General features: G+C 38.1%; 25 protein-coding genes. 8 read left to right on the plus strand and 17 right to left on the minus strand.

The features are described from left to right. Positions 1 to 61: 61 nt before the first annotated feature. Complete coding sequence (locus HYG79_RS03685; RefSeq protein ID WP_179243472.1) at positions 62 to 541, plus strand: dihydrofolate reductase; 480 nt, start codon at positions 62 to 64, stop codon at positions 539 to 541. Position 542: 1 nt separating this feature from the next. Here HYG79_RS03685 and murI read toward each other — a convergent pair whose 3' ends face one another. From murI to HYG79_RS03725, 8 genes are all read right to left on the minus strand, one after another. Further along, positions 543 to 1331 (minus strand): glutamate racemase, encoded by a 789-nt coding sequence (gene murI, locus HYG79_RS03690; RefSeq protein ID WP_179240819.1) that lies wholly within the window; start codon positions 1329 to 1331, stop codon positions 543 to 545. 324 nt (positions 1332 to 1655) lie between these two features. Beyond that, the gene (locus HYG79_RS03695; protein WP_179240820.1) at positions 1656 to 2165 is read right to left on the minus strand and encodes an OmpH family outer membrane protein; all 510 of its coding nucleotides are present in this window, start codon (positions 2163 to 2165) and stop codon (positions 1656 to 1658) included. Positions 2166 to 2216: 51 nt separating this feature from the next. After that, positions 2217 to 3047 carry an OmpH family outer membrane protein gene (locus HYG79_RS03700; RefSeq protein ID WP_179240821.1) on the minus strand — a complete coding sequence of 277 codons (831 nt, stop codon included), beginning with the start codon at positions 3045 to 3047 and terminating at the stop codon, positions 2217 to 2219. Positions 3048 to 3144: 97 nt separating this feature from the next. Next, positions 3145 to 5766 carry a BamA/OMP85 family outer membrane protein gene (locus HYG79_RS03705; RefSeq protein WP_179243473.1) on the minus strand — a complete coding sequence of 874 codons (2622 nt, stop codon included), beginning with the start codon at positions 5764 to 5766 and terminating at the stop codon, positions 3145 to 3147. 4 nt (positions 5767 to 5770) lie between these two features. Next, positions 5771 to 6511: an isoprenyl transferase gene (locus HYG79_RS03710; protein ID WP_179240822.1), complete on the minus strand. Its 741-nt coding sequence runs from the start codon at positions 6509 to 6511 to the stop codon at positions 5771 to 5773. Positions 6512 to 6519: 8 nt separating this feature from the next. Further along, entirely contained in the window at positions 6520 to 7212 is a 693-nt protein-coding gene (gene porG, locus HYG79_RS03715; protein ID WP_179240823.1) for a type IX secretion system protein PorG, read from the minus strand. A 115-nt stretch (positions 7213 to 7327) separates the two neighbouring features. Continuing rightward, positions 7328 to 8209: an NAD kinase gene (locus HYG79_RS03720; RefSeq protein ID WP_179240824.1), complete on the minus strand. Its 882-nt coding sequence runs from the start codon at positions 8207 to 8209 to the stop codon at positions 7328 to 7330. Between the two features lie 5 nt (positions 8210 to 8214). Further along, positions 8215 to 8871: a CBS domain-containing protein gene (locus tag HYG79_RS03725; RefSeq protein ID WP_179240825.1), complete on the minus strand. Its 657-nt coding sequence runs from the start codon at positions 8869 to 8871 to the stop codon at positions 8215 to 8217. Positions 8872 to 8961: 90 nt separating this feature from the next. On the opposite strand from HYG79_RS03725, the gene HYG79_RS03730 reads away from it, so the two are divergent. The 6 genes from HYG79_RS03730 to clpX all read left to right on the plus strand — a co-directional run bounded on the left by HYG79_RS03730 (position 8962) and on the right by clpX (position 14327). Next, positions 8962 to 9675, plus strand: a complete 714-nt coding sequence (locus HYG79_RS03730) for a pyridoxine 5'-phosphate synthase (RefSeq protein WP_179240826.1) — start codon at positions 8962 to 8964, stop codon at positions 9673 to 9675. Beyond that, positions 9675 to 10445, plus strand: coding sequence for an alpha/beta fold hydrolase (locus HYG79_RS03735; protein WP_179240827.1), 771 nt, complete (start codon positions 9675 to 9677; stop codon positions 10443 to 10445). Before HYG79_RS03730 ends, HYG79_RS03735 begins: the two co-directional genes overlap by 1 nt. Before the next feature lie 12 nt (positions 10446 to 10457). After that, positions 10458 to 10808: a phage holin family protein gene (locus HYG79_RS03740; RefSeq protein ID WP_179240828.1), complete on the plus strand. Its 351-nt coding sequence runs from the start codon at positions 10458 to 10460 to the stop codon at positions 10806 to 10808. A 96-nt stretch (positions 10809 to 10904) separates the two neighbouring features. After that, positions 10905 to 12227, plus strand: a complete 1323-nt coding sequence (tig, locus tag HYG79_RS03745) for a trigger factor (protein ID WP_179240829.1) — start codon at positions 10905 to 10907, stop codon at positions 12225 to 12227. Between the two features lie 88 nt (positions 12228 to 12315). Then, positions 12316 to 12996: an ATP-dependent Clp endopeptidase proteolytic subunit ClpP gene (gene clpP, locus HYG79_RS03750; protein WP_179240830.1), complete on the plus strand. Its 681-nt coding sequence runs from the start codon at positions 12316 to 12318 to the stop codon at positions 12994 to 12996. 95 nt (positions 12997 to 13091) lie between these two features. Continuing rightward, positions 13092 to 14327, plus strand: a complete 1236-nt coding sequence (clpX, locus tag HYG79_RS03755; RefSeq protein ID WP_179240831.1) for an ATP-dependent Clp protease ATP-binding subunit ClpX — start codon at positions 13092 to 13094, stop codon at positions 14325 to 14327. Here clpX and HYG79_RS03760 read toward each other — a convergent pair. Both HYG79_RS03760 and HYG79_RS03765 read right to left on the minus strand, forming a co-directional pair. Continuing rightward, the gene (locus HYG79_RS03760) at positions 14324 to 14881 is read right to left on the minus strand and encodes a hypothetical protein (protein ID WP_228027930.1); all 558 of its coding nucleotides are present in this window, start codon (positions 14879 to 14881) and stop codon (positions 14324 to 14326) included. The two genes, clpX and HYG79_RS03760, sit on opposite strands and share 4 nt — an antisense overlap. A 209-nt stretch (positions 14882 to 15090) precedes the next feature. Further along, positions 15091 to 16605 (minus strand): GH3 auxin-responsive promoter family protein, encoded by a 1515-nt coding sequence (locus tag HYG79_RS03765; protein WP_179240832.1) that lies wholly within the window; start codon positions 16603 to 16605, stop codon positions 15091 to 15093. 94 nt (positions 16606 to 16699) lie between these two features. Here HYG79_RS03765 and HYG79_RS03770 point away from each other — a divergent pair, with 94 nt between their 5' ends. Beyond that, the gene (locus HYG79_RS03770; protein WP_179240833.1) at positions 16700 to 17494 is read left to right on the plus strand and encodes a DUF2797 domain-containing protein; all 795 of its coding nucleotides are present in this window, start codon (positions 16700 to 16702) and stop codon (positions 17492 to 17494) included. Between the two features lie 84 nt (positions 17495 to 17578). Here HYG79_RS03770 and HYG79_RS03775 read toward each other — a convergent pair whose 3' ends face one another. From HYG79_RS03775 to HYG79_RS03805, 7 genes are all read right to left on the minus strand, one after another. Further along, positions 17579 to 18193, minus strand: coding sequence for a hypothetical protein (locus HYG79_RS03775; RefSeq protein WP_179240834.1), 615 nt, complete (start codon positions 18191 to 18193; stop codon positions 17579 to 17581). 308 nt (positions 18194 to 18501) lie between these two features. Continuing rightward, positions 18502 to 19593, minus strand: coding sequence for a hypothetical protein (locus HYG79_RS03780; RefSeq protein ID WP_179240835.1), 1092 nt, complete (start codon positions 19591 to 19593; stop codon positions 18502 to 18504). Positions 19594 to 19772: 179 nt separating this feature from the next. After that, positions 19773 to 20327: a hypothetical protein gene (locus HYG79_RS03785; RefSeq protein WP_179240836.1), complete on the minus strand. Its 555-nt coding sequence runs from the start codon at positions 20325 to 20327 to the stop codon at positions 19773 to 19775. Then, positions 20309 to 21433 carry a D-Ala-D-Ala carboxypeptidase family metallohydrolase gene (locus tag HYG79_RS03790; protein ID WP_179240837.1) on the minus strand — a complete coding sequence of 375 codons (1125 nt, stop codon included), beginning with the start codon at positions 21431 to 21433 and terminating at the stop codon, positions 20309 to 20311. The genes HYG79_RS03785 and HYG79_RS03790 overlap by 19 nt, the downstream gene beginning before the upstream one ends. A gap of 12 nt (positions 21434 to 21445) precedes the next feature. Next, a complete protein-coding gene (tssD, locus tag HYG79_RS03795) occupies positions 21446 to 22153 on the minus strand; it encodes a type VI secretion system tube protein TssD (RefSeq protein WP_179240838.1) in 708 nt (235 codons plus the stop codon). A gap of 103 nt (positions 22154 to 22256) precedes the next feature. Continuing rightward, complete coding sequence (locus HYG79_RS03800) at positions 22257 to 24968, minus strand: AsmA-like C-terminal region-containing protein (RefSeq protein WP_179240839.1); 2712 nt, start codon at positions 24966 to 24968, stop codon at positions 22257 to 22259. A 35-nt stretch (positions 24969 to 25003) separates the two neighbouring features. Then, on the minus strand, positions 25004 to 25714 hold the full coding sequence (locus HYG79_RS03805; protein WP_179243475.1) for a queuosine precursor transporter: 711 nt from the start codon (positions 25712 to 25714) through the stop codon (positions 25004 to 25006).

Raw genomic sequence — 25714 nt, forward strand, 5'->3', positions numbered from 1 at the left:
TTTTTGCGATTCAACCAAATAACAATTTTATTTAAAACTAAAGATAGTGCATACGATTACCATGATAGCCGCCGCAAGCGAGAACAATGCATTGGGCAAAGACAATGATTTACTATGGCACTTGCCCGATGATTTTAAGCGATTTAAAAACTTGACCACGGGCCATAAAATAATTATGGGCAGAAAGACCTTTGAGAGCTTTCCCAAACCTTTGCCCAATAGAATCCATATCATTATCACAAGGGATACTTCGTATACCACCGACTTTTCTGATTGTATAATTGTTCATTCATTGGAAGATGCCCTTAAGTTGGTAGAACATGATGAACTATCCTATATTATCGGAGGAGGTGAAATTTATGCATTGGGAATGTCATATGCTGATAAAATCGAATTGACCCGTGTACACCACTCTTTTGAGGCCGATGCTTTTTTTCCGGAAATAGATACGGATGTATGGAAAATAGTCAACGAAGAATCTCATCCAAAAGACGAAAAACACAAGTATGCGTTCACTTATGTCACGTATGTTAAAAAATGAGTCAAAAATCCATGTACTCGACAGCACAGTTTGAGGCGTCGGTTTGTAAAAAAGACTCAAGCACAGTAGTATTGATATTTGTATAAAATTGATGTTTTCCCAGTGCGGTCGTTGTGCTTATCATCCCTTTTTTTTCCAATATCGCTTTTGTCTGTTTGGCCACTGCCAATCCGGAATCTATGATTTTAATATATGAAGGAATAATATTTTTCAATATAGGTATAAGATACGGATAATGGGTACACCCCAAAACCAAGGCATCTATGTTTTGTTCCAACATAGGTTTTAAGAACTTCTCGAGAAGCTCTGTTGTCTTATCGGAGGAAATCTCACCCGATTCTATCAAGGGCACCAAACCCAAGCCTTCCTGAATATGAACCGTAATGCCTTCCGAGTGATTGGCAGTGGTACTGTGAAACAGGCTACTGGCCAATGTACCCTTAGTCGCCAAAACCCCAACAGATTTTGTTTCGGATTGTAAAGCAGCCGGTTTTATAGCCGGTTCTATCCCTATAAATGGTACATTGTAATTATCGCGAAGATATGTTATGGCGTTTGTAGTGGCTGTATTGCAGGCAACTACAATAATTTTACAACCCTTGTTCAATAAAAGCTCTGTATTCTTGATACTGAGTTCCACAATTTCCTCAACAGATTTATCACCGTACGGGGCGTTTTTGCTATCGGCCAGATACATACAGTTTTCATTGGGCATCAAAAGGCTGATTTCCCTCCATATGGAAGTACCGCCGATACCCGAATCAAAAATACCTATGGGGTTTGTATTCATTATCATATCATCTAACAAAACTAAAAATAAGATTATTTGAACAATATTTTTTCTTCTTTGTAAATATCGTTTATCCAAACACAAAATTATTTCTGAATCTTGTTAACGAATCATATAGGTTTGTCACCTCGAGCACAGTCGAGAGGTCGTCTGATATTACATGCTCAAAGTGAGTTCTCTACTTCGCTCTTTAGAAATGACAACAGCGTCTTAAAGAATCACAAAAAAATATATCCACGGTACGGAATCTATATATTTGTGTAAAGTCTATAGACAACAAAAGCCACGCATAGCGTGGCTTTTGTTTTTCTATGTTGAATATTTTTAGAAGCCTAGTTCTTTTTTAACATCGGCCAATAAATCTTTACCTTTAGCAACGATTAGTCCGCCACCTTGTGTAGCATCCATTACATAATCATACCCTTGGGCTGCCGCTACTTTTTCAATAGCTGCCTTGGCCTTGTCGGAAATAGGGGCAAAAAGCTCAGCTTGTTTTTTCTGCAGCTCTTGCTGTGCCGTTTGCTGTGCCGCTCCTATATTTTGCTCAATACCCTGTAGCTCTTGACCTCTCTTTACGTTTTCCTCATCAGATTTTGAAGCCGCTTCGTTCTTGTACTGGGTAACCTTGTTTTGATATTCCTTTAAGGAACCTTCAATATCGGCCCTATAGGTTTCCTGTAATTTTTTGAGTTCTGCTTCAGCTGCTTTCATTTCAGGCATGGCCGACAATAGTTCCTGCACATTAATATGGGCCACTTTGCTTTGAGCGTTAACAAAACTGGTAGCTGCCATAAATACCATTAAAGCTACTGCAATTTTTTTGAATTGTTTCATGAGTTAAATTTTAATTGAATTTTGAGTGTTAATTTTAAGATTTGTTATTTTCTAGTTTACGGTATCTTTTTCCGTTTCTTTTTTTCGTTCTTCTTGTTTGGCTTTTTTCTTGGCCTCTCGCTCTTCCAACAGCTTTTTTCTTCGGGCCTCATATGCTTTTTTGCGTTCTTCACGTAGTTTTAGCTGCTCTGCCCTACGTTCCTCAGCTGTTTTCGCCCTTGCTTCTTCCGCTTGCTTGGCCTGGCTTTGTCTTTCTTTGAGCGCATCACTAATTTCTTCTTCTACCGGCTCTCCTTCAAGTTCTTCAAATTTACGCTTGGCACTTGCCTTTTTCTTGGGGGCGCTCACCTTTCGGGTACGTGCTATTCCCCTTAGCACCAAGTCACTGATATCATGTCTTTTTTGGGAGTACAACATTACAACATCTGCCGATTTATCAAAAATAAAATCATACTTTTTATTGGCCCCTATTTTTTGTACTTCATTAAAGACTTGGTCTTGTATGGGCTGTATCAACCGTTGTTTTTGCAATACAAAATCACCTTGTGGCCCAAAACGATCTTGTTGGTAGTCGAACATCTCTTTTTCCAATATCTGTATTTCCTCTTCCCTTTCTGCAATGAGCTCATCGGTCAACAAAACCCGTTCGGCCATCAAATCTTTCTTCATCTGCTCAACAACACTTTGCTTTTGCTCTACCTCGACTTTCCATTTTTGCACCTTGGTCTCCAGTTGGGCGCTTGCATCGCGATACTCCTCAACATTCTCCAAGATATACTCCATATCTACATAGGCCATACGAATGCTTCGTTGTGCAAATGTGCACACGCTTGCTAAAAATAAACCAAGGATTAAAAGAGCTTTTGATTTCGTTAGTTTCATTATTCTCGATTTTAACATAGAAAATATCGTGCCAAAAATAGTAATTATATTAAAATGAGCATATTACCTATTGAAGAATACAAAAAAGCATTGTGCATTAAAACTGTTGCCCGATAATGAAATGGGTTTCCCAACCATGAGGTCCCGGTTGCCCCGATATATTATCAGGATCAAATCCGTATCCAAAATCTATTCCCAATAGACCAAATGCCGGCATAAAAATACGTATACCTGCTCCAGCCGATCTCTTTATCTCAAACGGATTAAAATCGTTAAAATTGTTGAATGCGTTACCACCTTCTAAAAATGCCAACATATATATTGATGCCGACGGTTTTAAGGTTAGGGGATACCTAAGTTCCAAAGAAAATTTATTGTAAACCAAGCCACCGTCCTGTTGCCCTGTCAAAGGATTAACAGGGGTCAATGCTTGATTTTGATATCCACGTAGTTGTATGATATCCCGACCGTCTAAAGTAAAATTCCCAAGACCATCGCCACCAACAAAAAAACGCTCAAAAGGTACGTCCCCGATATCACTGTTATAGTTGCCCAAGAATCCAAATTCAGCATTGGTACGTAGCACCAACGATTTGTCGGCACTACCTAATAAAGTAGTATACCAATCTCCCTTGAATTTTACCTTGTAATACTCCAACCATTTAAAACGTTCCTCTTCAAGCTCTTCAAGCCTATCGTTCAACGCCCCAATGGATGGGTCATTTTGAGGAAGTTCTCGTATCTGTGACGTCAATTCTTCACTTTCATCACGTATGCCTTTAAAATCCTTACCACTTATCAAAGAATACGGTGGGGTGACCTTTGCGGTAATTTCAAAGTTTGAACCGCTTCTAGGGAAAATTCTACCACCACCCGTTGCATTTCTTGACAGACCAAAAGTATAGGTAAATGCGTTTGATTTACCATTACCAAAGTTAAAAAGCCCTGTGTTATAATTCTTAAAATCATATAATTGATAGCCCAAGGAATGAGATACGGTAAAAAAATCATCTGGCCATTGTACACGTTTGGCCAAACCTACCGTGACACCGGTAATCGAGAATTGTTGGTCTCTGTTAGGTTCGAACCTTCCGCGATTGTCCCTGGTCACACCAAATTGCTGTGTTCGGGAAAGCGACATATTGAAACGTACCGGCTTGACCCCGCCCAACCAAGGTTCGGAAAAATTAAGGCTATATACCCTAAAGGTCCTACTCGCCTGTACACGTAAAGCAAAGGTTTGACCATCTCCCATAGGAACCGGCTTATACGCCTCGCCCTTGAAAAGATTTTGTATCGAAAAGTTACTAAACGATAATCCCAGCGTCCCAATAAAGCCACCGCCGCCATAACCACCTTGCAGTTCTATTTGACTGGAACCAGCTTCAACCAAATCATAATTGATATCAACGGTTCCCGTGTTCGGATTGGGGTTGATAATATCAGGTTTTACGTTCTCCGCATCAAAGAAGCCCAATTGCCCCAATTCACGAATACTACGTATAATATCTGCCTTGCTATATTTTTGTCCCGGCCTAGTACGCAGTTCCCTAAAAATAACATGGTCATTGGTCTTATCATTACCTGATACGGTTACATGGTCCAAGAAAGTCTCTTTACCCTCGATAATACGTATTTCAAAATTAATGGTATCGTTTTCGGCAGAAACCTCAACAGGATTGATACTTGAGAACAGGTAACCGAAATTTTGATACAGACTGATAAGGTCTTGTGGATCCGGTTTGGAATCGTCCGCGATTCTTTCCCGTAAGAGCGTACCATTGTACGTTGCCCCCTTTTTTATTCCCAAGGCACGTGCCAATTGCCTATCGGTATATACCGTATTGCCCACAAAGTCTATATCGCCAAAGTAGTATTTGTTTCCCTCTTCTACTTTAATCTTCAAATCGATATTGTTCTCATCTACCTTTATCAAAGTATCGGAGAGGATACGGGCATCCCGAAATCCGTTTTCAGCATATTTTTCTATCAAGGATTTGAGGTCTTCCTTATAATCGGCGGGTATGTATTTGGACTTTTTCCAGAAACGGTAGAATTTTTTCTTTTTTGTCTTTTTTAACGCTTTGCTTAGTTTCTTGTCCGAGAGTTGCTCGTTACCTTCAAAATCAATATTGCTGATCTTTACCTTCTCGCCCTTTTTAATGTTGATTACCATATTTTGGGCATTGGTGGCAGAAGTGTCCTTGGCAGTGGCAATAGTAACTTTAGTGTTTAGAAAACCTTGTTTTTTGTATTTGTTCTGAAGGTAGTTTTTCGTGTTGGCAATAAGGCTCTCGGTAATCTTTTTTCCTTTTTTAAGGTCTGTATCATCAATAATGGACTCTACTTTTCTCTTCTTTACGCCATATACGGTTACATTGGACAAGGTGGGCCGCTCTTGAATATAGAGTTCCAAGAATATTTGATTACCCTTTATATTGGTCGTGTACATTTTGATATCGCTAAAAAGCTCTAACCCCCATAGCTTTTTTATAACGGCACTTATTTGCTCTCCTGGAACCGTAATTGGTTGCCCCACCCTAAGACCGGTGTATGTTTTTACGGTTTGCTCGTTATAACTTTGAAGTCCGGTAACCTCAAGCCCCCCCAGGATATACTTTTCACCTTGGTCATAAGAAATTTCTTGGGCCGTTATCGTTGAAGTAAAAAGGAGTAATAAAAAAGTGGTTGAGAATGATAGGGAGATAAAGCCCTTCATACGGTCAATTGAGTTGTTCGCTAGTTTTTCCAAATCTTCGTTCTCGGTTTTGGTAATTTGTAATGGCTTCAATCAAATGATGCTCACTAAAATCGGGCCAAAGTACATCAATAAAATATAATTCGGCATAGGCAATCTGCCAAAGCAGAAAATTACTTATCCTATGCTCTCCACTGGTTCGTATAAGTAAATCTACATCTGGTAAATCGTGCGTGTAAAGATGGTTATTTATAATGGTTTCATCAATATCTTCGGGAGAAATTATATTATTTTTAACTTTGGTACTTATCTGTTTTACTGCCTTTTTAAGCTCTTCGCGAGACCCATAGCTCAGTGCCAAAGTCAAGGTCATCCCATCGTTTTTAGACGTTTGTGAAATGACCTCTTTTAGTTCCCTATTTGCCTTTTGTGGCAAAGATTCTATATCACCAATGGCATTTAGGCGTATGTTGTTCTTATTAAGTGTCTTGAGTTCATTTTTGAGAGAGGACACTAACAGCTTCATCAAAGTATCGACCTCTAATTTAGGGCGTTTCCAGTTTTCTGTCGAAAAGGTATATAGGGTAAGGTAGCGTATCCCTATTTTGGCACAATTCTCTACCGTATCACGAACTGTTTTTACACCGTTCTCATGACCAAAAACCCGTAGTCTGCCTTTTTGTTTGGCCCACCTACCGTTACCGTCCATTATTATGGCCAAATGGGCAGGAAGGTTTTCGTCATTTAAGTCTTGTAAAGTGTTCATTATTGTTATTACTCAAAACAGTCCATACAGGGTTTTCTTCCAAAAGTATAGGTTAGCGTAATGCCTGAAAAAACGTACCAATCATCACTGAATATGTTCCCAAAACGAAACTGTTCAAAATTTGAACCTTCCGGATTACTGGCATCCAGATTGTCTGTAAATGTATATCTAGCCCCTATTTCACCGCCCAAGATCAAAGCTTGGCTTATTCTAGCCTTAAAGCCAACAGTCATGGGGATGGCGAAAGAGCCGTCCCTTTGATTGCCGGGTATTTCCTGTAACTGGGCCGCATCAAAATATTTAAAATCATATCTAAAATAGGTTAATCCGGTATACAGATATGGCGTAAATGCCGGGCCTAATTTATGTAAATTATACTCAACAAAGTTAAATTCCAATCCCGCTGAAGCTTCCAGAACGGAATTTTTTATACGAAATCCACGCTGCTGCCTTGAGGGTAAGCCCGACTTTGAATCATCTGCTGTAAAAGTACCATAAATAACATGGGCACGCCACGCATATCGTTTACTTTTATTCCATTTGAACAATCCACCAAAAGCAGGACCGGATGGAAGAATAAAATTTGTTCTTCCTATATCGCCTATGTTATTGGCACCTCCTACAAACCCTCCTATTTCATAGGTTTGGGCCTCACCACTAGCAAAAAAAAACAAAAGGGCGACAACAAAAAATATCCTCATTACTTCTAAAAGTTTGCAAATATAACTATTTCAATAGTTTAGTATATTGATAAATTATATTTATGTTCTCATTGGATAAACAACTTTTAGGACTATTTATTGTTCGGAAGAAGCATCAATTACGCTTGTCCTCACCCCATAATAACTTATTGCGCAGGGTTTTTAAAAAGCTCTCGGATTTGTATTCTATCATCTTTATTGCAAAGTCTGCTTTTTGTACGATAATTTCTTTACCGTTTTCCAAAGTAGCGATTCTAGAATCCAAGGATACCAAATGGTTATCCTCCCGCCCAGAGACTCTTAGGCGGATTACCGTATCGTCCGAAATCACCAAGGGGCGGGCGTTGAGATTGTGAGGTGCAATCGGGGTGAGCACCAAAGATTTTGCCGTTGGTACGATTACGGGGCCACCACAACTTAAAGAGTATCCTGTAGAGCCTGTTGGTGTTGATAAAATAAGACCGTCGGCCCAGTAAGAAGTAAGATATTCATCATCTAGATGGGTTTCTACGGTAATCATGGAAGTGGTATCCTTTCTGCTCACCGTAATCTCATTAAGGGCAAAATTAAAACCGTCGAATTCATCATTGTCCGATACCGTAGAGACTTTGAGCATACTACGCTCTACGATAGTATATGCACCGGAGACGAATTCAAGGATTACTTTACGTACATCTTCTTTTTTGAACGTTGATAAAAATCCCAGCCTCCCCGTGTTCACGCCCACAATCGGAATACCCAAATCCTTGACATAGGTGACCGCTCTTAAAATGGTACCATCCCCCCCAAAGCTCACGAACATATCAAAAGAAGTGTCTAAACCTTTATACTCGGTAAAAGTGGAAAAAGATTCCAGTTTATTTGATATGGAGAGTGTTTTTTGAAAATCTTCCTCAATGTAAACCTCAGCATCAAGTGCCTTTAACTCGTCTAGCAGCTCTATCACATACTCCGATGCGTTGTCTTGATACGTCTGACCATAAATGGCGATTTTCATAACGGCTAGACATTAAGGTATTTATTCAAATAATCGGAACGTTCCTTCAAGTCTTCCAAGAACATATCGTCTTTTGTACCAAAGACGATTTCGTAATTATAGCGCCTAAACGTTTGCACGACATCGTTGAGGTTTGTGGGGCTAATCTTAATGGTTATCTCTACTAAATCGTTTTGCATGGCAGTGATGAAACCACCCACCAATTTAGCATTGTTGGTTTCCACTATTTGGGCAATCTCACTAAAGGAATAGTCTTTCACACCTTTGGAAACGACCAATATTCCGCCAGGTTCGGTAAAGAAAGGAGTGCTTATGAATACGCTTACGATATCGGTCAGATCATAATATCCCAAAACATTTTGATGCTCATCAAGTACCGGTACAAGGTTGGCCTCATTTCTTGCGAACATCTCCAAAACATCTAACCATGAAGTGTCTTTCCTTACGAAAAAAGATTCAAGGTCATATCTGTAATCATCAACGATTTTATCTATTTCATAGGTCTCCAAATCATTTTCGGAGAGCAGGCCCAAAAATATATCGTCCTCGATTACCGCAATATGGCAAAAGGTAGTATCCTTAAAGAATTGAACCACCTTTGAAATAGGGTCATCAATTTTAAAAACAGGTATAGTATCAATAATATGGGTCTGGATTTCCATAACTTTTATATTCTAACGCAAATTACTAATTAAAAATATCAAAAGGCATGCCTAATTTGTATTTTTGTCTTCGATAAAACCTGTATTACCATGACAAAATTAAGTGTTAACATCAATAAAATAGCGACTTTACGAAATTCCCGGGGCGGCAATGTCCCAAATTTGCTAAAAGTTGCTACTGATATTGAGGCATTTGGGGCACAGGGCATAACCATACATCCCAGACCGGATGAAAGACACATTAAATATGAAGATGCCAGAGCACTTAAAAACATAGTAACGACCGAATTTAATATTGAAGGTAATCCCGTTCCAAAATTTATAGATTTGGTTTTGGATATTAAACCAACGCAGGTCACTTTGGTTCCCGATGCCGTTGATGCCATAACCTCAAATGCCGGTTGGGACACGTTAACGCACAAAGACTTTTTAAAAGAGGTAATTGCAACATTCAAAAATGCCGGTATACGAACGTCCATATTTACCGATGCCAATATAAAAATGGTGGAAGGTGCCGCCGAAACAGGAACCGAAAGAATTGAACTCTACACCGAAAGCTATGCCCAACAGTTTTCGCTTGACAAGGAAAACAGTATTGCCCCTTTTATTGAAGCGGCAAAGACTGCCAATAAGTGCAACTTGGGCATAAACGCAGGGCATGATTTAAGCTTGGACAACATTGAGTATTTTAAGGAAAACGTTCCTGATCTCTTGGAAGTATCCATAGGCCATGCCCTCATTTGCGAATCACTTTATCTTGGTCTCGAAAATGTCGTCAACATGTATTTGAACAAATTAAAATAATGCAAATATTATACTCCAAAATTATAGGCGAAGGCTCCCCATTGCTCATATTGCATGGCTTTTTAGGCATGTCCGATAATTGGAAAACATTGGGAGGGCAATATGCAGAAAAGGGGTTTCAGGTACACTTGATCGACCAAAGAAATCACGGGAAAAGTTTTTGGTCAACAGAATTTGATTATGATATTTTGGCCGAAGACCTTAAGAACTATATGCAACATCACGACCTTGTAAAGGCTGGTATCATTGGCCATTCCATGGGTGGGAAAACTGCCATGCAATTTGCCTGTACGCATCCTGATTTGGTCAACAAATTGATAGTTGCCGACATTGCCCCTAAATATTACCCACCGCACCATGATTATATTTTGGATGCGCTGAACGCATTGGATTTTTCTACAATAGCATCGCGAAGCGATGCGGAACTACAATTGTCCCAGCACTTGACAGCACAAGGTATTCGTCAATTTTTGTTGAAAAATCTTTTTTGGAAAGAAAAAAACCAATTGGCCTTTCGTTTCAATTTGGAAGTACTCAGTGAGCGCATGGAAGAAATAGGGGAAAATATCGGGGCTACCGAGACCTTTAACGGGCCCTGTTTGTTTTTAAGAGGCGAACAATCTGAATATGTAGTGATAGCGGATTATCCTGAAATCAAAAAGCATTTCCCAAACGCTGAAATACAAACTATTGACAGAGCCGGGCATTGGCTACATGCTGAAAATCCCAAACAGTTTTTTGATAAATCCATCCAATTTTTAAACACATAAAACGAAAGATAAATGAAACTGACACTCAGAATTCTTTTAAGTGCCATAGCCGTTGTAATTTTATCCAAGGTACTACCAAACGTAAGTGTTGACACGTACATCACCGCAATCATCGTGGCAATAGTTTTGAGCTTTCTCAATTTTTTGGTAAAACCAATTTTGATTATCCTCACATTACCGGTGACCATCATTACTTTTGGGCTCTTTTTATTGGTAATAAACGCCGTTATAATTCTCTTGGCAGACAAATTCATAGACGGTTTTGTCGTAAACGGATTTTGGTGGGCGTTACTTTTTAGCCTATTGCTATCATTCCTGCAATCTATATTTTTCTCCGTTTTAAAGGACGACAAAAAGAAATGACTTAGCCTTTTGAACTTCAACAGTTTAAAAAGTTGTTGCACTATACAAAATGTATTACTTTTGCATCCCGTTTTATAGAAGTAAATCAAAAAGTACATGAATATTACAAAAGAGCAGATAGACGATTTAAATGCAGTCGTAAAGGTCGCTATCACCAAAGATGACTATCAAGAAAAGGTAGATACCATTCTAAAAGACTACAAAAAACAAGCAAATATACCTGGGTTCAGAAAAGGCCATGTACCCATGGGACTTATCAAAAAACAGTACGGTAAATCTGTCTTGGTAGACGAGGTAAACAAATTGTTGCAGGATAACCTTAATAAATATCTTACCGAGGAAAAGCTAGACGTGCTCGGAAACCCGCTTCCCAAACAACAGGATAATTTTGATTGGGACAAAGAAAATTTTGATTTTGAGTTTGAGCTTGGGCTTGCTCCAGATTTTGATGTGAACTTAAAATCAAAAAAAGCCATAACCCATTACAAAATCATTGCCGACAAAAAAATGGTTGATGAGCAGGTAGAACGCTTGCAAAAACAATATGGAAAGCTTGTGAACAAGCAGGAAGTAGGCAAAAAGGATGAGGTTACAGGAACCTTTAAGAACGAAGCTGAAGAAATAGACCAAAAAACCACTTTGGAATTAAGTAAAATAAAAAGCAAAAAGGCTTTGGACAGCCTAGTCGGAAAAAAACCTGGCGATACGGTCTCTTTAAAAACCAAAGGGCTTTTCAAAGAGGACTACCTTTTGCCAAGTGCCTTGGGCATTGATAAAGAAAAAGCCGAAAAGCTGAATATAGAAGTGGATTTTACGATTGAAGAAGTAAACGAAAGGGAGCCTGCACCGCTAGACCAAGAATTGTTCGATAAACTTTTTGGTAAAGACAACGTAAAATCCGAAAAAGAGCTGAAAGAAAGAATCAAAGAAGATTCCGAAAAGCAATTTGAACAACAGTCAGATCAAAAGCTTTTGAACGATGTTACCGAAAATTTTATCGACACCGTAAAATTTGACCTACCGTCAGAATTTTTGAGAAAATGGATTCAAATGACCGGGGAAAAGCCACTGACCGAGGAAGAGGCGAAGGCTGAATATGAAAAATCCGAAAAGGGCTTGCGCTACCAACTTATAGAAGGTAAGATCATACAAGAGAACAACCTTCAAGTTCAGTTCGATGAGCTAAAGGAATTTGCCAAAGGCTTCATCAAATCACAAATGGCACAATACGGGCAATTAAATCCCGCAGAGGAAGAGTTGGACAATATTGCTGCAAGAGTAATGGGCAACCAAGACGAGGTAAAGCGTTTGTCAGAGCAATTAATGAGCCAAAAATTGTTGAACCTGTATAAAGAAAAAGCCAATTTAAAAACCAAGGAAGTTACTTACGAAAACTTTGTGAAAGAGGTTTACGGGTAGTTTTCAAAAAATATTTAAGTATCTTTACGGTGCCGGAAATTTGTTTTCGGCACCTTTTTTTTATCAAAATATATCGAATAAGAAATCTATGGATTACGAAAAGGAATTCAAAAATTACGCGACCAAACACCAAGGCATCAGCAGTACCTACTATGAAAAAATAATGAGTAGTATGTATCCTGTTGGTCTTACCCCCAATATTATCGAGGAAAGGCAAATGAATGCCGTAGCCATGGATGTTTTTTCACGCCTAATGATGGACAGGATTATTTTTTTGGGCACGGGAATCAACGACCAAGTGGCAAATATTGTTCAAGCCCAACTTCTCTTTTTAGAAAGTACTGACGCTTCTAAAGATATTCAGATTTACATAAACTCCCCGGGAGGCAGTGTTTATGCAGGTATGGGCATATACGACACCATGCAATTCATAAAACCCGATGTTGCCACGATCTGTACAGGTATGGCGGCTTCAATGGGAGCGGTTTTACTATGTGCCGGCGAAAAAGGAAAGCGTAGCGGACTTACCCACTCAAGGGTAATGATACACCAACCTATGGGAGGTGCACAGGGGCAGGCAAGTGATATTGAAATCACCGCTAGGGAAATATTGAAATTAAAAGACGAACTGTACCATATTATTGCCAAGCACTCTGAACAGACTTTCGACAAAGTAATGGAAGATAGTGACAGGGACTACTGGATGAAAGCTGACGAAGCCAAAAAATATGGTATGATAGATGAAATTCTGGTAAGGGATAGGGACTAATTACGACCAAACCCTTATTTCAATGGGAATCTACCAACTTATAACGAACCAAAAACATGATTCTTTCGTTAGTGTTGTGAAAGAAATGAAGTAATATGGCAAAGGAAAACTTAGAATGTTCTTTTTGTGGGAGAAAAAAGCCCGAGACCAACCTTTTGATTGCAGGCCTTGATGCCCACATTTGTGATAGATGTATTGAACAGGCACACGGTATTGTTGCGGAAGAATCCAAACAATCCAAAAATGATGACCTCTCTACAGAGCTTACCTTAAAGAAACCATTAGAAATAAAGGATTTTCTCGACACTTTTATCATTGGTCAGGAACGCACCAAAAAAGTGATGTCGGTTGCCGTATACAACCATTATAAAAGATTGCTGCAACCCAGCTCCAAAGAGGATGATATTGAAATCCAAAAGAGCAATATAGTTATGGTGGGCCAAACCGGAACAGGAAAAACCCTAATGGCCAAGACCATAGCACGAATGCTCAATGTGCCATTGGCCATAGTAGATGCAACAGTACTTACCGAAGCAGGGTATGTTGGCGAGGACGTTGAGAGTATATTGACACGCTTGTTGCAAGCTGCCGATTATAATTTGGAAAAAGCTGAGCGTGGTATCGTTTTTATTGATGAAATCGATAAAATTGCCCGCAAGAGCGATAATCCATCCATTACCAGAGACGTTTCTGGGGAAGGTGTGCAACAAGGCCTTTTAAAACTTTTGGAAGGCACAGTCGTGAACGTACCGCCAAAAGGAGGCAGAAAACACCCCGATCAAAAGTTTATCGAGGTCAATACCGAAAATATTTTATTCATTGCCGGTGGTGCTTTTGACGGTATTGAACGCATTATCACCAAACGGTTGAATATGCAAGCAGTGGGCTACAGTGCTTCCAAAGCCGATGAAAATTTGAACCAAGATAATATTCTACAGTACATTATCCCGAAGGATTTGAAGGAATTTGGGCTTATACCCGAAATTATAGGACGTTTGCCCGTTCTTACCCATATGAATCCGTTGGACAAGAAAACCCTTCGGGCCATTTTGACCGAACCAAAGAACGCCATCATAAAACAATATGAGAAGTTATTTGGCATGGATGATATTTCATTTTCGATAACCGAGCATGCCCTGGACTACATTGTAGACAAAGCCATAGAGTACAAGCTTGGGGCAAGAGGGCTTCGCTCGTTATGCGAGGCCATTTTTACAGATGCCATGTTTGAATTGCCCAGTAGTGACGAAAAGGAATTCAAGGTCACTAAACCTTATGCAGAGGAAAAGCTTTCTTACGAAACCATCAAAAAATTAAAAGCGGTCTCTTAGACTACCTTTTTTAATACTACTTTCTTTAAAATGTCCTGACAGACTTTTTGTATGATTTTCTCGTCGGTATAAAGGTCATGGCCAAAATTAGATGCCATCTCCGGTTCAATACCTACAGATTTCTGCCAGTGCATGTCTGGTTTAAAACTATCCGTTGCACCGTAGAGCAAAGTAACATCACAATCGGGTGCTTGGGTTTCGTTGCGTAACCTTGTAGCGGATACGGCATATAAAGACCTAACGGGCAACCCTTTTAAACCAGCTTTCCAGGCTATCGTACCACCTGTACTAAAAGCCAAGTAATGGCTGGGTATGGTCTCTTTCTTTAGTAAATGCGCTACCGCCGTATCTATGCCCCCGTGTATAAAAGCATTATGCACATTTTCTTCGCTATCTATGGTTTCATTGATGTTGGCCAGCTGCTGACAATCATAGAAAACGATATCGTAGTACTGCTGTAGGTACCCAAGATACGAAGTGATCCAGAGTCCTTTTTTAGTGCCCCACATATCGGATAAAACGACCAATCGTTCTGCCATAATTGTTGTATTCATTTTTGATATTGGTTAGATTTTCAAGTCTAAGTTGAGCATTAAACGGCAGAAAATGATATTTATTTGTTTATTTGGTCAATTTATCCGTGTAGTTGGCCCAATTTTTATTGTGAAAAGACAAACGGTATTTTAATATCGATGAAACAATCTATCACATCTGCGGCCTATATTATTTTGTCAAGCACTGCATCGATAAGAAAGTCTTATCCTTATTTATTGAGTTGCAATAGCTCGTCAATATATTCCCTTTTGTTGGATAGACGCGGAATCTTGTGCTGGCCACCAAGTTTATCATTGGCTTTTAACCAATCGTAAAAAAGATTTTCCCTAGCCACATGAACCTTGGGCATGGTAAGTGTGATATTGTTGTACCTTTTGGCTTCGTAGTCAGAATTGAGGGATTTTAGGGCATTGTCCAACACTTCGGTAAAATAGTCTATTTCCCTGGGGTGCTTTCTAAACTCAATTATCCATTCGTGCGCCCCTTTTTCCTTGCCCGCCATAAAGATGGGGGCAACGGTGTAGTCCTTTATTTCTGCTCCTGTTTTTTTACAGATGCTTTTGAGGGCATCCTCGGTATTTTCAATAATAAGCTCTTCCCCAAAAACGTTGATATGGTGCTTTGTTCTCCCCGTTATCTTTATCCTGTAGGGGTCAATTGAGGTAAAACGAACCGTATCCCCAATTTTGTAACGCCACAACCCAGCATTGGTAGTGATAATGATGGCATAGTTCTTATGTATTTCAACTTCCCATAAAGGGAGCGTTTTTTGTTCTGGAGTACCGTAGGCTTCCATAGGGATGAATTCATAAAATATACCATAATCCAACATTAGCAATAAATCGTCGGCATTGTTACGGTCCTGTATGGCAAAAAATCCTTCAGAAGCGTTATAGATTTCATAATAATTAAAACTTTTGCGCGGCAACAAATTTTTATACTGTTGTTTGTAGGGATTGAAACTGACCCCACCATGAAAATATACTTCAAGGTTTTCCCATATCTCGAACAGATGGTTTTTACCTGTTTTTTCCAGAACGTTGTTTAAAAGCACAAGCATCCATGAGGGAACACCGGCCAAACTGGTCACATTTTCTTGAATACTTTCTTCTATTATGGCGGCCAATTTACTTTCCCATTCGCTCATTAAGGAAACCTTGTTGCTGGGTGTGCTGCTAAGCTCGGCCCAAAAGGGCATATTATCGATCAAGATGGCGGACAAGTCGCCAAAAAAAGTACCGTTGTCCTCATAAAGCTCCTTACTGCCACCCAAGCGCAAACTTTTTCCGGTAAACAATTGTGAGTTTTCATTATTGTTCAGGTATAGGCAAAGCAGGTCTTTACCGGATTTAAAATGACAATCTTCCAACGCTTCGGTACTTACCGGAATAAACTTACTTTTTGCATTGGTCGTACCGCTGCTCTTAGCGAACCATTTTATAGCGGTGGGCCAAAAAATATTCTGCTCCCCCCTGCGGGTACGCTCTATCATGGGCTCTATTTCCTCGTAAGAAACAATGGGCAATCTTTCAGAGAAGTCTTTATAGCTATTGATCGAGGGGAAGTCATATGTATTTCCTATTTCGGTGCTCTCGGCAATATCCAAAAGCTGGTGCATGACCTCATCCTGTACCTCACCAGGATATTTAAGAAAAAGTTCTATCTGGTGATAGCGCTTTTTTAAAAGCCACGATGCAATGGAATTGAATAAGGGTATCGGCATTTTGGATTATCTTTGATAAGCGAATTCTACTTCGCTTAAAAGTAGCTTTTAAAGTTATCATTTTCAAATTGATTTTTTAACCTTAAGGAGATTTATGCAGTACCAAGGAGTTTTGCGAAAAATGCAGACAGAAATCGGAAGCCCTATTCAATATTACATGATTTTCAACAATGATTTTTTAAATGTAAACCAAGTACTGGACAAGCGGATAAAAATAGATTTCATAAAATTTGAATGTTTGAACTGTGGGGAAGATAGGCCCATTTACCGACAAGGGTTTTGTAAAAATTGCTTTTTTGAAATACCATCGGCAGGCGACTGGATAATGCGGCCCGAATTGAGTACCGCACATTTGGATAAAGAAGACCGTGATTTGGCCTATGAAAAAAAGGTGCAATTACAGCCACATATCGTTTATTTGGCCAACTCAAGCAACGTTAAGGTAGGAGTGACCCGAAAATCGCAGGTTCCTACGAGATGGATAGACCAAGGTGCCCATGAAGCCATTGAAATCGTTGAAGTGCCCAACCGTTATTTAGCGGGCATTACCGAAGTTGCCCTAAAAGATCATGTCGGCGACAAGACCAATTGGCGCAAGATGTTGACCAATGATGTTGACGATGAAAATTTGGAAGAATGGCGTATTAAACTAAAACAACACATACCCGAAGAAGCCAGTGCTTACTTTTTGGACAATACTGCTGAAACCCAACTCGAGTTTCCCGTATTGCAATATCCCAAAAAAGTGAAAAGCCTTAACCTTGATAAAACACCCAGCTATTCTGGCGTATTGAAAGGTATTAAGGGGCAATATCTTATTTTTGCCGACCACACTGTTTTTAACGTTAGGGGCAGTGAGGGATATTTTGTTGGATTAGGAATTGATTGACAATACAGTTATCGGGATAGTGTCAAAAAAAGTCATTTTCACCTCTTCTTGCTAAACAAAATAGATTTTTACGCAACCCCGTAACTACTTTGCCTTTCGCAAATCTTTGTATTCACAATCTTTGGCCCTGTCACATAAAATGATATCGCTATCGATTTTTTCGTATAAAGTCTCCAAGAGTTCTTCCCGTAAGGCCAAAGGATTCATTTTTTCCGGTATATCAATATAATTAGCCTCTCTGTCATTTTTCATCGCAAAAATCAAAATCGGCTCGCCTAAATAGCCTTTTGTAGGCTTACCTTGAGCACTTTCTAGAAAAGGTTTTATCGACAAACTATCAGCTACACACTTAATATTATGAAGATAAAATACACACTCATCTTTATAGGTATAACTTGTTGTTTTTACCGATAATTCTTTTTCATGCAAACTAAATATGTGACTTATAAAATTAGAACTACTATTAGTAAGTTCATCGAAATGTTTAGAACCAGTGTGCTTCGTATATTTTAAAACTTTAAGGATATTCTCAAAATTATTTGTTTTTGTTAATACTTTTTTAAGGTTATAGTCTTTTTTTTGTGAAGCACTGTCTGAAACTTCAATTGCTCTTTTCGGAATATCTTTAATTATTTGAGTTTTATTTTTACAGCTAAATAAAATCATCAAAATAAATAGTAACAAATAATACTTTATCATTAGTTTATCTCTTTTTATTTCTCAACTGATAAAGCTCTAATTTCACGGGATAAGTATCTCTCCAATCATAAGTGGAATTATTCTCGACAGGCGAACTAAAACCTACACCAGTCGGCGTACCGAAAAGACTAACTGTATTTACATCATCATAGGTATTAATTTGTATTATCTTCGGTATTGAAGACCTACCCGTTTTATAGATTTACCCATTTTCGTATAATGGTAAATTTAGCGATAATGATATTTTATGAATGCATTTTATCTGCATCTCATTCCGCCTTAGCGAATAACAGTTTTCCAACAGATTATTATTTGTCCTGAATTTTGTTTACGGTTAAAAGATTTTTAAAATTGTCTAAACAAACTAAATAAAGTTGATTTTGTCTATGAATTAATGTATTTGTTATATTTTCTTTATCTGCTTGTAATTTTACGGGAATGTTTAATGTATTTATTGTTTTTCCTGAAAAGTCAATTTTAGTAATAATACCTTCATGTTGATGCTTTTCCAATAAAAAAATAGTATCGTCATTTGATATGATACTAATCGGTTCTACATTTGTAACATAGTCTGCAACTTGCTTGTTCCCTTTATAGTCCCAAATGCTTATTTCGTCACCTTCTTTTTCGGTTACAATAAATATTTTCTTTTCTTTCTCAGAATATCCTAGATGTTTTACGGGGTCCATTAAATTTTCAGACCACGTTTCATTTGAATTTAAATCAAACATTTCTATCTTATGTTTGTGGGAATTATTACGATATTCTAATTTCGAAATAACTACTAAACCAACCCCTCTTATAAAGATAGATTGCACAGGGTCACACCTAGCAACATCTCCAATTTTCCTTTCAATTATTTTTTGGTTCAGGACATTAAAAGAATCATCTATTTCGGAAATTATCAACTTTGGTTTTTCTCTAAATTTAAAACCATCAGTGATATAAAATAATTTATCATCATCTCCAATAATAAAGCTATTACCACTTGGATATTTTGATATATCCATATCTTTTCTTAATACCTCTTTTAAATTTTTGTCATACTTGGTTAGAAAGTCTGTTGATTTTCTATTTTTCCCTTGTGTTCTTGGACGTGTATTCAGAATTATTAGTTCGTCTGTTAACTCCAATAGATCTTTATTGAAAGAGGGTAAAATCATTCTTTTTGTATTCAAGTCAATATTGTCGTTTTTAAATTCAATAAAATGAACATTACTTAAAGTGTCTTTACTTTTATGGCGTTCAAATAAAACATTATTAGTATATGATAAATAGCTATCGTTATTGAACTTGATTGAGTAAGGGAATTCATTATTTATTTCTTTTTTTATCACTGAATTTTCTTTACATCCAGAAAATAAAAAGACTATTATCATGCAAACTACTTTAATTTTCATGATTTATAATTTTTTGGATTTTCTAAATAATTTGCCCATCTGCACTTCTAATTTCTGAAGCCCCACAATCACAATAATATTTTTGATAATCAAAGCGGTTATATATCAGACAAAAAACTTTGTATTGCCATTTGAACAATACTGCTCTATTTAAAGATATAATTTTGAAAATATATATCTTATTTTATTACCCTATCTATTGTTAATCTGATCAAATAGAAAATTTCATTATTATTGCTTTTCTCAAAACGTAGTTTAATGCGATAACCTTTATGAACATACTTATCTTCTATGAAAGACACCTCACCTTCATAAGAGGTTGTACCGATATATTCTAACTCAGATAAAGTTTTATCCAATTCCAAATCTCTATACTCAATATTCAAATTTGCAAACTTTATATCTAACCTATTGTAGTTTTCGGATAAATTTGGATACATACCTATGTCGTTACCCACCTTGTTACCAAGTGAATATACTCCAGCTTGATATCTGTTTGTTTGTTTAAAACTAGTATGGGTTAATTCGTAATTGTTGAACGATATTCTATCATTTATTTTTTTTAGTTCTATAAAGGGGAAGAGATTAGCAGTTTCCGCAATTACCTCAAAATCATCCTGCACATGTTTTTCAGGAATATTTTCAACAACACTATGCATTTTATTGCTAGTTGTATTATCCTTACAGCATATATTAACGATAAATAAAAATAAAATTACCCTATATCTTGCCATTGTACATGTATATGATTTGCTATCGAACAGTTGTTATCAACAAAAGTGCCTGATCTATCACAGTGAGCTGTTATGCTCAATCCATTAATATTTATATCGTTTCCTGATGCTCTTAAATCCAACCAACGTTGTAAATTAACTCCTCCCTCAGGATATATATCCAATGCTAGCCCCCTTAAATGTCTACTATTTTGTGCTCCAGGATTTCTTCTGGGATTTCTATATGCGCTGGAAACTACAATGTTATCCGTGTACCCCCTTGATGTCCAATTATTTACAATAGCATTATAAATTGCATCAAAATGATTGTCATTACTTTCGGTAATTATATAATCATAATTTCCAACATTCCAATTCCCATTATCTAAATATGCATTGTCACGTCCTGGTTGAAAATTTGTGGCGAAGTCAATATATTCTTGACGTAATATATCAATTTGATCTTGCTCCAATTCGAAAACTCTTCTCAGACCTAAAATTGTTGCGTTCACATTATATCTTATACTTTCATTTCTTGCGGTAACTGGCCTTTGGGTTGGCCTATTTATAGGGTTTGGAGTAAAAGCGTATACATCTTGTTGCCCATTGTCAACTTCGTCAACAGTGCCATCATCATCGGTAACACCTTCAACTTCCCATATGATATCGTCACATGAATTACCATCATTTTCAAGGTCGTGACCGTCAAGTTCAAAAAATTGTATGTTAATTTGATCGACGCTAACAAAGGTTTGCGAAAGTAACTCTTCATCAGAATTCTCAATTCTATTTCCCTCGTCATCCAAACGCCTCAGTTCAAAATCATAATCTATTTTATTAAAAACAATTAGAGTATTGTGGCTTATGATATCTATTTTCTTAGAATAAAAACCTCCACTACTTGTTGCCATTTCAATCTCATAATTACCCAACTCGGTAATAAGGCCATTCAAGTCTTTTGAATTGTTCTCGACAGGCGTACTAAAACCCGCATCGGTTGATGTACTGATTAAACTTAAGGTATTTACATCGTCATAGGTATCAATTTGTATTATCTCCGGTATTATCTTGAACGAACTAAAATCCAAACCAACCTCTGGATAATCATCGAACCAAACTCTTCCCATAATCTTTGATATTTATGTTTTCCATGGTGAAACTACTTTTAACTTAAATTTTTGAGGGCTTGATTTGATAGGAATTCCTTTCAATATATCACCATCTAAACGTTTTCCCTTATATTCAAAATCTCGATTGTTATCTGAAAGATCTAGGCTTACAGTTTTACCAATACCATCTTCAGTTTTAAGTACCAGCGATATAACCTGTCCAATCTTTAATTCGTTGTTTTCTAAAACTGTACCTTCCTCGTTTTCATAATGATACCCTAGCATTTTTGGTCTTTTTTCTTCCTCAACAGGCATATTCCTAGCCGCCTCCATATTTGCTAGATCGGTCACTTTCCACCATTTCTCGAACACCATGTCCCCGATACGCAGAATACCGGGTGAGAAGGTAAGGTAATCCGTGGCCGGCCGGCCGTTGAATGCCGTAAACTCCCTTTGATAGCTCACGATATAGGTATCAAAGAACTCGTAATCGGTAAGTTTTGACATACCGTCCCGTTTATAAAAGCGAATATACCCTTTGCACATGGTATCGGGAGATATGGTAAGGCCCAACAAATCGGTATTGCCATCGGCCTCTACCGTAAGTGCAAAGATCCCGCCTTGGGGCAAGATCTCGGGTCGGTACGTAGCTGGGTCCAATCCTTGATAGAATTGTATGTTGGTGTCCAGAACGTTGAGAACGCTGCCGTTCAAAAAAAGTTTTGCAAGAAAGCTCATCTAATTCTTGGTGTTGATACCTACAAAATACGATTTAACAACGTGTAATGAAAAGTAATTTTATCTATTTCGTTAAAATGAAAGCTTTATGAACACCTAGTTTTTAGTTTTCTTTCTTTTTAACGGTATCCTTCTTTTTGCCAAAAAGCCCGCCCAATATCTTCTTGGCGGTTTCTTTGGTCGCATCGTTTTTAGCGTTGGTAGAATCTTTTACGATAGTGGTGTCTTTTTTGCTTTTATTCCCTAAAATGCCTCCCAGAACCTCTTTTACGGTATTGTCTTTTTTAGTGGAATCCTTACCGGAATTAGCGGAAAGCACATCGCTCAATACATCTTTGACCTTGTCCTTCCCTTGGTTTATCAATTTTTGCTTTTGTATCTCTACCAATTGGGAAGTCAGGTCTTTTACCCCCGAAGTAAAATCGGTAGTCACTTGCGGACTATTGTACATGCCGCCTATGTTGGCCGTTACCGGAATGGTCAAACTCTCTAACTCTTTTTCATCAATTTTAGCGATCAAGTTATTGATTTCGGTCCCTAAATATTTTGCGGGCACTTGCAACGTAGCCTTATAATTCATCTTTTGGTCAAACGTATGGCCACCATCAACATTTATGGCAATATCCTTATAATTTATGGTAAAGGGTTTTACCGACACCAAACCATCTTTAAAGGATAATTTTGTCTTCAGCTCTTTTAAGTTCAGCTGTTTTAAATCGATAAAATCCAATTTACCGTCCAATGCCGATAAAATAGGAGCTTTTTCGGCACTGATTTCCCTAGTTAGGATATTGGCCAAAACGTCGCCGCTCAAACTCAATAAATCTGGCGTAAAATCGTCTTTTAAATTACCGGACAGCTCAATATTTGAACTTAACTTTCCTTTGATAATCTGGGCTACGGGCGCCAACACTTTAAATAGCTCCAATGCCTTGAATGTCTCCCCTATCTGTAATTGGTCAAGCCCCAGGTTCATAGAAAAGGTGGGGGTATCGTTCTTTGTGGTTACCTTACCGTTAAAAGCTACTTTACCATCAAAAAGTGAAGAGGTCATATTGTTCAACGTGGCGGTCTCATCTTTTATTCTCAATGAGCCGTTAACGCTCTTCAAGGCCAAATTATCATATAAAACCGTATTGGCCGTTGCATTGATATTGGCATCCAAAAACGAGGGAATTTTTATCTTTTCCCCATTAGTATTCGATTGTTGTTGTGAAGTTTTGGTTTCGGCTTTAGTTTCATCTTCGGCTGCCCTAAAATCGTTCAAGGCGAAAACATTGGATTTTAGGTCGAAGTTACCTTCCACTTTTTCGTTATTGAACATAAATCCCAACAGATTGTTTATGGTCCCGGTAGCATTGAAATCGGTTTGTCCCGTTTTACCGTTCAGTTCGGTAAGGTTCACCGTACCCGGATTAAAATTCATGGCAACGGAGTTTATTTGTACCGTATTCGGTATCTCATCCGATTTGTATTCAAAACCCCTAACATTCAATTTTCCCTGTGTCTTGGTATTCTCATATTGCTTCTTCTCGATAGATACCATATCAAATGCCGTGGTAATATCGGCATTCAGCATTCCTTTTAAATCCAGATTGGCAGGTATGGGGTAGGCTTTTGAAATATTGGCCAAGTTCATTCTACCATCTACATGGGCATTTACCTTGGTGTTCCCCAAAAGTTCGGTAATCTTTGAGGTCATGTTGAACTTATCCTCATCTATGATAAAAGACAGCTTGCGTATATCTATATAGGTATCCTCCGCTATTCCGCTTTTATTGCTCACATTAACATCAATAAACACATTCCTGACCGCTTTTGGCAGGTCGGGATATTTGAAAGAGGCATTATCCGAATTTATTTTTATATCGAATTTAGGAATATGAGCCTCATCTACCACTCCTTCAAAATTTCCGGTAACCGTAAAATTTCCCGTAGTTTTTACATTCTCGATATTCTTGGAGTACTCTGCGGGAATAACGGCCAGAAAGTTTTTAAAATCTGAAGAAGGCGTTTTGAAACTGATATCAACTTCTTGGTGGTCTTCATTTACTTTCACAAAACCGTCAAATACCAAGGGCAATTGATTTACAAGTGCCTCGTTCTTTAAAAAAGAGTATTTATTTTGGCTTAAATCGATTCCGATAAGGGCATCTAGCTTAACCGTATTTTTGTTCAGATAGTTGGTGCTGTCCATTTCGAAAGAGACCAAAGCTTGGGTTTTGGTATCCAATTCCGAAGTTTCCAATGAAAGGTCACCTGTGCCTGCGTGGTTCATCTCCAAAACTTCTAAATGTATGCCCGTGGCATAATCATCATATAAGACCTTGGCGTTTTTTATTTCATAGGATTCCATATTAAACGAAAAACCATCCGTAGTTTGCGATTCAGCGGTATCTTCCGCCCCATTGGCTTTGGCAATGTCATAATTCGCATTCTCATCAACGTCGACCTTTATATGTAACAATGCCTTATCAATATCTAAGCTGGTAATCGAGATAGGTTCATCCGCCCCCTTAAAAAGTTGCATAATCCCCATGTTAAGGGCAACTTCATCGGCAGCAAAGAGCGTGTCGCCCTCAAAGGGAGCTTTGTTTATCAATGACACTTTACGCAAACTTACTTCGGCATTGGGAAAGCTGCTAAAAAGGCTCAAATCGGCGTCGGAGAAATCCAAAGTGGCATTCACGTTGTTATTAACGTTGTTCTTTATGATATCCCCGATTTTTGCTTCCAAAAAGAAAGGAGCGGCAATCAAAACCACCACTATCAACAACAAAACGGCACCTATAACTTTAAGAATCTTTTTCTTCATAAATATTGATATAAATTTTTTTGAGGAACTATGGGTTATAATTCCAATTGAATTTCTTGGCCCACGGCCAGTTTAAAACGTTTTCTTATGATATATACGAAAAAATAGAGGAAAGGAGTGTCCAAAAATGCTATAAAAATCTTAAAAATAAAACCACTTATGACCAAACCATAAAACATGCTCCAAGGCAATACTTTAAAAATACACAACAGACCAACCACGGTAAAGGTGTCTATGAATTGTGAAAGAAACGTTGAGAAATTGTTTCGAATCCAGAGATATTTTCCTTTGGTGAGCTTTTTCCAAAAGTGATAGATGGCAATATCAACATATTGGGCGAACAGATACGCTAGCATAGAGGCTAACACCGCAATGGGCGATAAGGCAAAAACCTTGCTAAAAGTGGCATCGCCAATCGGTGATGTGGGTATGGCCGGCGCTGCATCGGCCACCAAAACTATGGCCATTGAAAAGAACGATGCAAAAATACCGACGGTCACGATCTGGTTCGCTTTTTTCTTCCCGAAAATCTCGGAAATCAGATCGGTTATCAAAAAAGTAACGGGGTAGGGCAAAATACCTACGGATACCTCAAACAAAGAAACTCCAAAAACCTTGATATCCCCGAACGGATTCCAATAAAAGAATTTTTGAAAAATCAAATTGGAAACCACCAATGAAGTAATAAAAAGGGCCCCTAAATACAAATAAAGTTTGTAGGCGAATTTCCTGTCCTTGAGCGTCAT

Source organism: Costertonia aggregata (genome assembly GCF_013402795.1).
GTDB classification, from domain to species: domain Bacteria; phylum Bacteroidota; class Bacteroidia; order Flavobacteriales; family Flavobacteriaceae; genus Costertonia; species Costertonia aggregata.